At 59.9% G+C, this 11890-nt stretch carries 9 protein-coding genes; 6 read left to right on the forward strand and 3 right to left on the reverse strand.

Annotated features, from left to right (window positions below):
- Positions 1 to 129: 129 nt before the first annotated feature.
- Positions 130 to 1260, forward strand: a complete 1131-nt coding sequence (locus HY298_16275; GenBank protein ID MBI3851812.1) for a DUF362 domain-containing protein — start codon at positions 130 to 132, stop codon at positions 1258 to 1260.
- Between the two features lie 258 nt (positions 1261 to 1518).
- On the opposite strand, the gene HY298_16280 is transcribed toward HY298_16275, so the two are convergent.
- Positions 1519 to 1758 carry a hypothetical protein gene (locus HY298_16280; GenBank protein ID MBI3851813.1) on the reverse strand — a complete coding sequence of 80 codons (240 nt, stop codon included), beginning with the start codon at positions 1756 to 1758 and terminating at the stop codon, positions 1519 to 1521.
- A gap of 167 nt (positions 1759 to 1925) precedes the next feature.
- On the opposite strand from HY298_16280, the gene HY298_16285 reads away from it, so the two are divergent.
- A complete protein-coding gene (locus HY298_16285; GenBank protein ID MBI3851814.1) occupies positions 1926 to 5534 on the forward strand; it encodes a PQQ-binding-like beta-propeller repeat protein in 3609 nt (1202 codons plus the stop codon).
- The gene (locus tag HY298_16290) at positions 5531 to 6238 is read left to right on the forward strand and encodes a prepilin-type N-terminal cleavage/methylation domain-containing protein (GenBank protein MBI3851815.1); all 708 of its coding nucleotides are present in this window, start codon (positions 5531 to 5533) and stop codon (positions 6236 to 6238) included. The genes HY298_16285 and HY298_16290 overlap by 4 nt, the downstream gene beginning before the upstream one ends.
- A gap of 439 nt (positions 6239 to 6677) precedes the next feature.
- On the opposite strand, the gene HY298_16295 is transcribed toward HY298_16290, so the two are convergent.
- Positions 6678 to 6914: a hypothetical protein gene (locus HY298_16295; protein ID MBI3851816.1), complete on the reverse strand. Its 237-nt coding sequence runs from the start codon at positions 6912 to 6914 to the stop codon at positions 6678 to 6680.
- Between the two features lie 10 nt (positions 6915 to 6924).
- On the opposite strand from HY298_16295, the gene HY298_16300 reads away from it, so the two are divergent.
- Entirely contained in the window at positions 6925 to 8184 is a 1260-nt protein-coding gene (locus HY298_16300; protein ID MBI3851817.1) for a PTS sugar transporter subunit IIC, read from the forward strand.
- A gap of 337 nt (positions 8185 to 8521) precedes the next feature.
- Here HY298_16300 and HY298_16305 read toward each other — a convergent pair whose 3' ends face one another.
- Positions 8522 to 9454: a LysR family transcriptional regulator gene (locus HY298_16305; GenBank protein MBI3851818.1), complete on the reverse strand. Its 933-nt coding sequence runs from the start codon at positions 9452 to 9454 to the stop codon at positions 8522 to 8524.
- A 276-nt stretch (positions 9455 to 9730) separates the two neighbouring features.
- Here HY298_16305 and HY298_16310 point away from each other — a divergent pair, with 276 nt between their 5' ends.
- Positions 9731 to 10846 (forward strand): ABC transporter substrate-binding protein, encoded by a 1116-nt coding sequence (locus HY298_16310; GenBank protein MBI3851819.1) that lies wholly within the window; start codon positions 9731 to 9733, stop codon positions 10844 to 10846.
- A complete protein-coding gene (locus tag HY298_16315) occupies positions 10843 to 11886 on the forward strand; it encodes an ABC transporter permease subunit (protein MBI3851820.1) in 1044 nt (347 codons plus the stop codon). Before HY298_16310 ends, HY298_16315 begins: the two co-directional genes overlap by 4 nt.
- Positions 11887 to 11890 lie beyond the last annotated feature (4 nt).

Here is an 11890-nt window from a genome sequence, read left to right on the forward strand (position 1 = left end):
ACGAACGGTTGAGTGTTCCCAGCAACTTCGTCTTCGCATAATCCATCCTGTCGTTGAATGGTCAGGCCGGAGGAGACGCGCTAAAAATTCTGAATTGTAATCTTCCATGCCCGAGGCTAGATTTCGTTCATGAACTCGCCACGCGGATGGACGCGCAGAGAGTGGTTGTGGACCGCAGCGGCCGGATTGAGCCTTCCGCACCTGGCGCTGGGGGCAGAGGTTTCCACCAAGCCGGCCAAATCCAAATTGGGCATGCCCGGCTTGCACCCGGGCCGCGTGGTCGCGGTATCACATCCGGGGTGTATTCTCGACGGCAAGTTCCAAGCCGATCCGATCCGCCGCATGATGGACGAAGGCATGATGGAACTCACGGATGCGGATGATCCCACGGCAGCTTGGAAGCAGTTCTTCGAACGCGGCGACGTGGTGGGGATCAAGGTGTGTCCGGTGGGCGGCCCGTTGGTCATGAGTTGCGCGGAAGTGCTCCAGAAAATCGTGGCGGGACTGGAGTCAGCCGGCGTGCGCCGCAAGGACATTGTGGTGTACGACCGTTACCGGAAACAATTTTTGGAAATGGGTTTCGACCAGTGGTTGCCGGAGGGCGTGCGCTGGTCGTTCGCCGCCCAGGACGTGGACGGCATCCAGCAGGCGATTGAGGGTTACGATCCGGATCACTACATGGACATGGCGGTGACGTTGCCGGGCCAGGATGCCAGCAGTCTCACAGCCCGGCGTTCATACGCGGCCCGGTTCATCACGCACGAAGTGAACAAGCTCATCAATCTACCGGTGTTGAAGGACCACCAGTCCGCGGGAGTGACACTGGCGCTGAAAAATCTTTCCCATGGACTGGTCAACAACGTGAGCCGCAGCCATTCCTCCAGCACGTTGAACGTCTGCGGCGCCTTCATTCCTGCCGTCGTATCGCTGCCCATCATTCGAGACAAGACCGTGCTGCACATTCTCGACGGCATCAAGGGGCTGTATCACGGCGGTCCGTCTGCCCGGCCCCAGTTCGTCTGGGAACATCGCACTCTTTATTTCGCGACGGATCCGGTGGCACTGGACCGCGTTGGCTGGAAAGAAATTGACAAGAAGCGCGCTGCGTCGGGATTGAAATCCATCGCCGAGGCCAAGCCCGATGAGTTCAGCACCTTTCTCAACCGGCAGCCGGAGCACATCGAGATCGCCGCCACGCTTGGGCTGGGCACCTGGGACGAGCGCAAGATTGATGTCCGCTCACGGCCGCTTCGCGGATGATCCAGGCGCAACTTGAGTCCTGTCCGAAGCAACATTCAAAACTCGCAATCCAATGGCCGCTGGCGGTCGCGGCGAGCGACCTTTTGCGGGAGAGGGGGATTGCGCAGAGCAAGCAGGGCTTTTAGATCGCTGCCCACGTCAGTTCGGGCCTATCCGATTTCCTCCCACCCAGCACGGGTGACAACAAACACCGTGAGTCGCTGTGTTATTCGAGTTCGACCTGCGAGCCTCGGGACCGTGAACGAAAACCTCGTCAGACTACGTCGCTTCGCGTTCGCGTTGGTTGCGGCCAGGGCGCCTTAAAGTTCGTGCCGTGGCGCCTTCGATGCACGACGCCTCCAATTGCAACGTGTGGGCCGAGCTCGGCACCCCGCGTTCGTGTTCGTGGATGCTCCACGGCCCGTGCAGCGCGAGGAAGCGTCCGATGCCCAGCAGAATCTCGCGACCGCACCTCATCGAGGTCTCAATGATCAGTGCGACATGGGGCATCTGGTTCATTGGCCTCATCGAAGCGGCTGACGCCGGTTGTCGCAATTGTATGAATGAAATGCTGTTCCTTGCATTGCCTCGCGTCGCGCCGTTGCGTATAAAGTCACGTACTGGCCTGCGCCTTGCGCGACGAAAACGCTCCTGCTTTGTGGCGCGCGGACGCGACCAGTAGAAAAATGAACGCCATCCGAAAACTGATTCTCATTCTCCTCTCGCTCGCCGCTGCCGCACCGGTGCGCGCCGCCGACTACCAACTCTTCGCTCACTCGAATCTCGTGGCCTGGTGCATCGTGCCGTTCGACACGAAAAAGCGCGGGCCGGCAGCGCGCGGGCAGATGCTGGAGCAACTCGGCATCAAAAAACTGGCTTACGACTGGCGCGCCGAACACATCCCCACGTTTGACGACGAAGTGGCGGCGATGAAACGGCACAGCGTGGAGATGACGGCATGGTGGTTCCCGGGCGCGCTCAACGCTGAGGCACGTGCCATCCTGGACTGCATCAAACGTAATGACATCCATCCGCAACTGTGGGTCATGCTGGAAGGCGGGCCACATTTGCGTCTTGACCATGCTTTTGAAGACACTCCAGCCGCGCAAGCGGCGCATGTCGAGCGCCTGATCGCGGGCGTGAAACCCATCGCCGCGGAAGCGGCGAAACTCGGTTGCCAGGTGGCGTTGTATAATCATGGCGGCTGGTTTGGCGTCCCGGAGAACCAGATCCAAATCATTGCGCGGCTGCAGCAGAACGGCATCCGCAACGTCGGCATGGTCTATACCCAGCATCACGGCCACGGAGAAATTGACCGGTTCGCGGAGTTGTTCCCCAAGATGAAACCTTATCTGCTGGCCATCACGCTCAACGGGATGATCAAGGATGGCGATCTCCAAGGCCACGACCTCGGCACCGCGCCGTTGGGTCAGGGAGATCAAGACCTGCGGCTGTTGCGCATCATCAAGGAAAGTGGCTGGCACGGGCCGGTCGGCATCATCTTGGAAGTGTTCGCCGATGCCGAGACGCGCTTGCTGGACAACCTCGACGGTCTCGATTGGCTCGTGCCGCAACTGGATGGTCGTGCAGCGGGACCAAAGCCGCAGCCGCGCAGTTGGCAACCGCCCAAGGCAGCTTCGCCTTCAAGTCAAGCTGGCGGCAAGGCGAACGTAGTCGAAGGCAAGCCGGAATATCGCGCGCGGCCCATTACTGTCGAGTGCCGCGCCCGGCTCAACAGCCCGGGTAATTTCAACATCCTTGTTGCGAGCGACACCAAGAATTCGGCGGAGCATTGGGAGTTGTATTCGTATGCGGGCAGCGGGGTGCTGAGTCTTTATCAGCCCGGTCGGGGTGGCGAGTTTAAGTCGGAGGTGAACATCTGCGACGGGCAATGGCATCATCTCGCGGCGGTGATCGAACCGGAACGCGTGCGGTTGTTCGTGGACGGAAAGCTGGTCAACGACACTCCAGCAAGAACTCGCGAAGGTCAACCGATTCCGGGCGGCTTGGCCATTGGTCAACTCGTGGAAGGGACGATGGGTTGCGACGGCGTCGTGACCGACGTGCGCCTCTCGATGGGCGTGCGCGAATTCCCAGCCGGGGTGAAGCCGCCGTTCCGGTCTGATGCGCAGACCATTGGTTTGTGGCATTTCGACGAGCCGCCAGCCGGAGCGACGCCAGCGAAGGACTACTGGGCCGTGGAAGATTCCAAGGAACGCGAAAAACTCCCGCTCTACCAAACCATCCCCGCCGCGACGCCCGAGGAATTAACTCCCGCCAACGGGTTTCCGAAACGCGATACCTATCTCACTTGGCATCGCTCGCACGGCGACAACGGCGGCACGCGCTACTCGGCCCTCGACCAGATCAATCGCCTGAACGTGACCAACCTTCAGGTCGCCTGGACCTATCACTCCCAGGACGGCAGCAACTATATTCAATGTAATCCCATCATCGTGGACGGCGTGATGTTCGCACCGACGCCGGGCAAACACATCGTGGCGGTGAACGCAGCCACAGGCGTGGAACTCTGGCGATTCAAGCCCGATGGCGAAGGCAAGCCGGCGTTTCGCGGATTGATCTATTGGTCGGGCCGCGACGCTGCGAGCGAGCGCGTGATGTTTTGCGCGGGAAAATTTCTGTACGCGTTGAATCCCAAGACCGGCCAGCCGGTCGCGGTTTTTGGTGACGGCGGCAAAACGCTTTTGCCCGGCCGCGCGCAAGGCGATTTCGGCGCGGCCACGGCCGGCCCGACGATTTTCGAGCGGATCATTGTTGTGCCGGGATTTGAGAAAGACGCGTGGGGCTTTGACGTCGTGAGCGGCAAACATCTCTGGACGTTTCACACCGTCCCGCAACCCGGTGAATTTGGTTATGATACCTGGGATCGAACCGAGCCTTACGCCGCCAATTGCTGGGCCGGCATGGCGATGGATGAAGTGCGCGGCATTGCCTACATCACAACCGGTGGCCCGAAGAATAATTTCATCGGCGTGGAGCATCGCGGCGACAATCTGTTTGCGAATTGCCTCATCGCCCTTGACGCGCGCACCGGCAAACGCCTCTGGCATTTCCAGGAAATCCGCCACGACATCTGGGACCTCGACATTCCCGCGCCGCCCAATCTCGCCACCATCACGCACGATGGCAAACGCGTGGACGTGGTCACAGCCGTCACGAAGATCGGCAATACGCTGCTGCTCGATCGCGTGACGGGCAAACCGATTTTTCCCTTCCGCCTGCGCCGCGCGCCCACGAGCGAACTGCGCGGCGAGGTGACTTCACCGTATCAGCCGGATCCGGAACTGCCCGAGCATTTCTCCAAGCAGGAGTTTACCGCCGCCGATCTCACGGATCGCACGGAGGAGGCAGCCGACTTCGCCCTGACCCGCTTCAACAGCGCGACGACGGGCTGGTTTCGTCCCGGCAGCGAAGGGCGGGCCAATCTTCTCTTCAACATTGACGGTGGCGCGGAATGGACCGGCGCATGTATTGACCCGGACACCGGCCGGCTTTACGTCAGCGCCAATCACATTGGCTGGCTGATCTCCATTTTTCGCAACGATGACCCGCCCGACGATCCCAGCCTGCCCCGGACCCGCGGACAAACTGTTTTTGAGACCACCTGCGCGTCGTGTCATGCCACCAACCGGCTCGGCATCGGCGTGGCGCCGCCGTTGCGCGGATTGCGTCATCGGCTCACCGACGCGGCGGTGACAAACCAGATCCGCACCGGCAGGAACGGCATGCCCGCCATTCCGGAAGCCCAACTTAGCGACTCCGACCTCACAGCGCTGCTGGACTATCTGATGTTGCGCGACCGAGCGATGCCGGCGACGAACCCGCCGACCCAAAGACCCGTTTACAGCTTCGCGGGCTACCCGAGGTTTTTCGACAACGAGGGCTACCCCGCCAACAAACCGCCGTGGGGCACGCTCAACTGTCTGGATCTCAACACCGGAAAACTTCTTTGGAAAGTGCCGCTCGGGGAATTTCCGGAATTGACCGCGCAAGGTGTGCCGAAGACCGGCACGGAGAATTACGGCGGCGCCATCGTCACCGCGGGCGGACTTGTTTTCTGCGCCGGCACCCGCGATCGCAAGATCCGCGCGTTTGACAAGGACACGGGCGCGGAACTCTGGTCCACGACTCTGCCGTGGGTGGGCAACGCGCCGCCGGCAACCTATCAGATTGATGGCCGGCAATTCATCGTCATCGCCGCAACGGGCAGCAAACTTGAGTCCCAACGTGGCGACGCTTACGTGGCGTTCGCCCTGCCATCGGCCAAGCCATGAACCTTCACCACCAAGGCCGACGTGGTTTCACGCTGATCGAATTGCTGGTGGTCATTGCCATCATCGCCATTCTGGCGAGCCTGCTGTTGCCGGCGTTGGCGAGAGCGAAGTCCAAGGCGCGGCAAACCTCCTGCCTCTCCAACCTCCGCCAGATCGGGCTTGGCTTTACGCTTTACCTCGGAGACGACGCCGACCGCTTTCCCGACGAACGTCCGTTGAAGACCGCGCTCGGCTACCGCCCGTGGACCGACTGGCCGCCGTCCGACCCGCGCGGCGGATGGGCGGCGCTCACGCTCACCAATTATCTCGGCGGTTCGCAGGTCTGGCTTTGCCCGGAACTCGCCGCGTCCGCGCAACTGCGCAATCTGCCGCAATGCGTGCAGCTCGCCCGCACCAACGATCCCGCGTCGGCCGTCGGTTACTGGCTCTGGCGCTTCGACCGCATAGACGATCCCGTGCCGCTCGACAACTTCTGGCGCAAGACCCCGGAACAGGCGTGGCGCGATTTGCGGGAGGCGAATAATCCGGCGGCGGGCCGACCGGAATCCTTGGGCGAAGTGGAGTTCGCGGTTGATCCGTATTTTCCCAAGACCGCGCCCACTGTGGCCGCCGAACTCAAGGGCGGTGCCGTTCACCGTGGCGGGCGCAACCGGCTGCTGTTGGACCAGCACGTGGATTTTCTGCGCGACGCACGCCTCCGATGAGGACTTCCCGCGTGTTGCGTTCCGGGAACGGCGCCTAGTTACGTTCTCAAGGAAAGCAGAAACGCAACTCTCTCGAGAAGGAAGCGAGTTACTTGAATCTACTGTTTGCCAGAATTAATTTCCGACTTGCCCCTCACCCCATCCTTCTCCCCATCCGATGGGGAGAGGGTGGTCGAAGACCGGGTGAGGGAGTCTGTGTGTTGCGTTGCTATTACATTGAAACCTACGACACCAGAGTTAGGATTTTCAATCAAGGATCATTCTGAAAGGTCAAGGATTGCACGCCTTCACTTCGATTTGACGCCGTCGCGCCGGAGTCTGCGGAGGTGGAAAAGTTGAGGGCTGAGCGTTGATGTTGCGGGTGCGGTTCAGGCAAGAAGCCGCGTTTGCCGTTATCCGCTTGCGCGTTGCGCGTCGTCCGTGTTGACTGTTCGCATGATCATCGCTGCAATCCTTCAACCTGACTCACCTCCACAAAGCCCGAACGAGGGAATTGCTTTTGGGGAGCGCGCCCGCCTCGGGCGGTGCCGACGACGCCCTCGTCGCTGGCTTCGACAAGCGCTGGATCAGAGTTATTCGTTTGTTTGCCGCGCGAACGGTTCGGCGCGAGGGCGCGCCGAACGGCAGCCGGGGCGGCTGCGCTCCCCATGCGTTTCCGCTGCAGCAGTTCAGTCAAAGGAGGCCATTTGAACCAGGCAACCGCGCTCCTGAACAAACACATCGTGCCGGCACTGACGGCGCTGAGCGAGAACACTTACTTGTCCGCCATCCGCGCCGGGATGGTGTCGGTGGTGCCGATGACCATCATCGGGGGTCTCTTCATGATCGTCGCCAACTTTCCGAGCGCGCATTGGGAAAAACTGGTCGAACCTTACGTCCAACTCCTGCAAGTTCCCGTGACGGCCACTTTCGGCCTGCTCGCTGTCTTTGTGTGCTTTGCCATCGGTTATGATCTGGGGAAGCAATTGAAGCAGGAAGCCATTGTGAGCGCGACGATGGCGACGCTGATCTTCCTGATGATTCAACTCAGATTGGGCGCAAAAGCCGACGACATAGACTTTTCGATGGACGGCCTTGGTTCGAAAGGGTTGTTCACCGCGGTCATCATCGCGCTGGTGTCGGTGCGCGTGCAGAAGTTTTTCACGGACAAAAACTTTGTCATCAAGCTGCCGGAGAATGTGCCGCCCATTGTTTACGAATCGTTTCTTTCTCTGAGTCCACTGTTCTTTCTGGTGCTGGTCTTCTGGGTGATCCGTTTTGTGTTGGGAGTGGATATCGACCATATCGTGACTACCGTGTTCAAACCGGTGGTCTTCGCGCTCAATACGCTGCCTGGCATTCTGGCGTACGCGTTTCTGGTAACGATGCTGTGGTCGGTGGGCATCAATGGGGACAACGCCATGGACGCCATCGTGGCCCCGATCTTTCTCCAATATCTGGCCGCGAATGTGGAGGCGGCGGCGGCGCACCAGCCCTTGCCATACATCACGGCCTTGGGGTTCTTTACCATCTTCGTCAATGTCGGCGGGACGGGAGCAACGATTGCGCTTGCGCTGATCATGTTGAACTCAAAAGAACCGGGCTACCGCAAAGTCAGCCGGCTCTCGCTGCCGACGCAGATTTTTCAGATCAACGAGCCGATCTTCTTCGGATTCCCCATTGTGCTGAATCCGATTTTTATGATTCCGTACATCCTCAACGCGTTGATCCTAACGGCCAGCACCTATCTGCTGATTGACTGGGGCGTGATCCACAAACCGTTCATCAATGTGCCTTGGACGACGCCGCCGATCATCGGGCATTATCTGGTTTCCGGTGGAGACTGGAAGGCTGCCGTCTGGGGGGCCATGTCGATTGTGATCGCCATGATGGTTTATTATCCGTTTGCCAAGGCCGCCGAACGGCAGCGCTTGAAAGCCGAGGCGGAAGGCAAGGCACATGAATAAGGCGGCCGCCAAATTGCGTTTCCGAAAAACCCACCTCTGACCCCTCCCAGGAGGGGAACAAGGTGCGGGGGACACACGCTCTCCCTGCGAAGAACGAACGGGGAGAGAGCCGGAGAGAGGGGTGGTCCAAATACAAGCGCCTCCTCTCCCCAGCCCTCTCCTCTCTCCTTCGTCCGGAGGAGAGGGAGGTAAAACACGTTTATTCTACGGATTACCGCCGAGGTTTTGTACCAGTTCCCACATCGGAGCAGTGGTTTCGGGGATTCACTGAATTCTTTTCGGCCACCACATTCCCTCTGTTCCGGCCTCGCGTTCCATCCGCCGCCCGCAACTTGAATCAAATGTTTTTTCTGCGCGCGCGGGTTTCGTTCCAAAGCCGCTTCGCTTGTTGCCATTCAAAAACCAGATTGCGAAAAGCGTTGGCGGACGGCGAATCATTGTCGTCTGACCAAACCATGACGAGGTCCACGGTGTGTGTCGGCGTCAACGGTCGGAAAACCAGAGGCCGTCCTGCGCCAAGCGAAACGATACTGTCAGAAACGATTCCCAATCCCGAACCCGCTTCGACGTAACTGAGCACGGTGCTGATGAGGCTGGGCGTATGCGCGAGCCGGGGCCTGAACCGCGCGCGCCGGCAAGCGGCCAGAACAGCGTCGTGCAAACCAACGCCTTCGCGGCGAGCTAGGACGATCAAGGGTTCGTTCTTGAGGGCGCGCCACGGTATGGAACAGGCTTTGGCGAGCGGATGTCCTTTCGCCAGCACGCCCCAAAGCGGTTCGCGCCGCAGCAGCACCGTGCGCAATCCAAGCGCATGATGCGCGAACACCGGCCGCGTCAACCCGACGGCCAACCGCCCGCGCGCCACCATTTCCCAGACGCGTTCGGGAGTCCGCTCTTCCAGCACGATCGAAACACGCGGGTAACGCCGGCGAAATTCGCGCAGGATTCGTCCGAGAAATAACTGCACGGGCGGGCCGATGTAGCCGAGCCGCAGTTCGCCTTCTTCACCGGCTGCCGTTCGTTGGACACGCCGCAGGGTTTCGTCCAACCGCTGAAGCAGAAGTCCGGTTTCGCTCAAAAGCACGGCGCCGGCCGGGGTGAGCGTGACGGAGCGGCGATTGCGCGCGAGTAAAACCACGCCGAGCTGTTCCTCCAATTCCTTCACGGTGCGGCTGAGGGCGGGTTGTGCGACGTGGAGACGGCGCGCCGCCTTGGAGAAGCTCAGTTCTTCCGCCACGGCCTGGAAGTATCGGAGATGCCGCAGTTCCATGCTGTCCTTATACCATGACGGCATAACTGCCATAGCAAAAAGTGATTTCCATTATTGGCCGACCAAGGCCAAGATTTGGCAGGTAAAACGAGCGGCGCCGGTTCATGGCCGGACTCGACGATTTCAAAATCCCGCATCGGGACCATGAAACGGAAAACGGAAATCGGTCGGAGCGCGGACAGCCATGTCCGCAAGTTCCGAGGTTGTGGTCCGCGCGGACATGGCTGTCCGCGCTCCGGGTGTTGGTTTATGGCTGGAGTTACGAAAGCACAGATTATGACTATCACGAAACTGATCACGACCGCAGTGTTGGGCGCATTGTTCCTGACCGGCTGCAACCAAGGCCCGGACAAGGCGACGGATGCTTCGAACAAAGTCCGCGTCGGCTACATCGGCCTGACTTGCGAAGCGCCGATTTTCACCGCGGTCGAAAAAGGCTTCTTCAAAGAGGAGGGCCTCGACGTCTCGCTCGTGAAATGCGAGTGGAAGAATTACAAGGACGTGCTGGCGCTCGGCGGGTTCGACGTGACGCATCACCTGGTCATGTATTTTCTCAAGCCCATTGAACAGGGACTGGACGTGAAGTTCACGGCGGGAATCCATCGCGGTTGTTTGCGCGTCCAGGCGTCCACCAAGGGCGACATCCGTTCGATAAAAGATTTGCGGGGCAAACGCATCGGTGTGCCGGGGATGGGAACGCCGCCGTTCATCTTCGCCAATCGCGTCCTTGGTGCGAATGGGATTGATCCAAGCAAAGAAATCACCTGGCTCGTCTTTCCCGCCGGTGAACTGGGACTGGCGTTGGACAAGGGCGAAGTGGATGCGGTAGCGGACTCCGAACCGATTGGCAGCATGCTTGTCGCGCAAGGAAAGGTCCGCAACATCGCCGATCAGGCGGCGGATCTTCCTTACAGTGAAGAATATTGCTGCGCTGTGTTGGTGAACGGGAAATTTCTCGCCCGCAACCCGAAAGCCACCGCTGCGGCAACCCGCGCGTTACTCAAAGCCGCCAAGTGGGTGGAGACCAATCCCGCCGCCGCGGCAAAATTGTCGGTCGAAGGGAAGTATCTCGCTTCGACCGTGGACATGAACACGGTCGCGATTTCACATCTGCGCTACGTGCCGAGCGTTTCCGGCGCGGAGATTGCCGTCAAACTGGCATCGGCTGAAATGAAGACCGCCGGCATGCTCAGTCCAACCACCGATGTCGAAGATTTGGCCAAACGTGCGTTCGTGCATCTGGAAGGCGTTTCGGATGAATGGTTGAAGTCGCTACAGGCTGAAAAAGTGGCCGGGGCGCAGGTGACGCCGGAATGGGTTCATCGCCAATATGCGAAGTATAATCCAGCCGAGGTCTTTTGCGGGCCTTGCGCTCTTCCTACCGTTCAATGAATACTTCGTTGGTGCAGGTCAAAGAGACAGTCCCGATCCCGGTGCCGGCGGAAAAAACGGCGCGCGAGGTCAATCGCATGTCGGCTTTATCGCCCAAGCCGCGTGTGCGAACTCTGCTGGCCGTGCCGGCGGCGACGTTGATTGCTCTGGCGGTTCATTTTTTTGTTTCAAACAACGAACCAGTCGTGGACACGCGTACGTATTCTGTGTTTCTCGGCATTGTGCTGGGCGTGTTCCTGGCGGCGGCGGCAGTGCAATCATTCTGGCTGGGCCTGCGACGCTGGATGACGCATATCTGTCCGATTCTGGCCGCCGCAGTTTTGTCGTTGTGCTTGTGGGAAGTCATCACATCTGGTTTTCGCTGGTTGCCGCTGCCGTATTTTCCCAGTCCAGCCAGCGTGTTGCAAAGCATGGTCAATGATCGCGCGCTGCTGTTCGACAGCACCTGGCATTCGCTCCTCCTTCTGCTTTCGGGATACGCTTTGGGGGTGGTTATCGCCTTGATCACGGGCATTTGCATCGGCTGGTTTCCGCACGCCCGCTACTGGGGCATGCCGCTGCTGAAAGTGGTCGGTCCCATTCCCGCGACGGCCTGGGTGCCGCTGGCGATGGTTCTCTCTCCGTCGGGAACTTATTCATCGGTTGGGCTGGTTGCGTTGGCCGTCTGGTTTCCGGTCGCGATGCTCACCATCTCCGGCATTGCCAACACCCGCGCGTCCTACCTCGACGTCGCGCGCACGCTGGGCGCGGACCAGAAATACCTCATCTTCCGCGTCGCCATTCCGGCGGCGATGCCGAGCATCTTCATCGGGTTGTTCATGGGCTTGGGCACGTCGTTTCTGACACTGATCGTGGCGGAGACCGTGGGTGTCAAATCCGGGTTGGGTTGGTATGTCGCCTGGGCGCAGGGTTGGGCGGAATATGGAAAGGTCTTTGCCGCCTTGATCATCATGGCCGCGTTCTTCTCGACGATCATGACGGCGCTGTTCAAGGTGCGCGACCGCGTGCTGGTCTGGCAGAAGGGAGTGATCAAGTGGTGACCGA

Source organism: Verrucomicrobiota bacterium (assembly GCA_016200005.1).
Classification (GTDB): domain Bacteria; phylum Verrucomicrobiota; class Verrucomicrobiia; order Limisphaerales; family PALSA-1396; genus PALSA-1396.

What these genes read in the sequence shown, in the direction of transcription:
- HY298_16310 (MBI3851819.1), top strand. Translation starts at nt 9,731, where the DNA reads ATGACTATCACGAAACTGATCACGACCGCAGTGTTGGGCGCATTGTTC.
- HY298_16280 (MBI3851813.1), bottom strand. Translation starts at nt 1,758, where the DNA reads ATGAACCAGATGCCCCATGTCGCACTGATCATTGAGACCTCGATGAGG.
- HY298_16305 (MBI3851818.1), bottom strand. Translation starts at nt 9,454, where the DNA reads ATGGAACTGCGGCATCTCCGATACTTCCAGGCCGTGGCGGAAGAACTG.
- HY298_16290 (MBI3851815.1), top strand. Translation starts at nt 5,531, where the DNA reads ATGAACCTTCACCACCAAGGCCGACGTGGTTTCACGCTGATCGAATTG.
- HY298_16315 (MBI3851820.1), top strand. Translation starts at nt 10,843, where the DNA reads ATGAATACTTCGTTGGTGCAGGTCAAAGAGACAGTCCCGATCCCGGTG.
- HY298_16285 (MBI3851814.1), top strand. Translation starts at nt 1,926, where the DNA reads ATGAACGCCATCCGAAAACTGATTCTCATTCTCCTCTCGCTCGCCGCT.
- HY298_16275 (MBI3851812.1), top strand. Translation starts at nt 130, where the DNA reads ATGAACTCGCCACGCGGATGGACGCGCAGAGAGTGGTTGTGGACCGCA.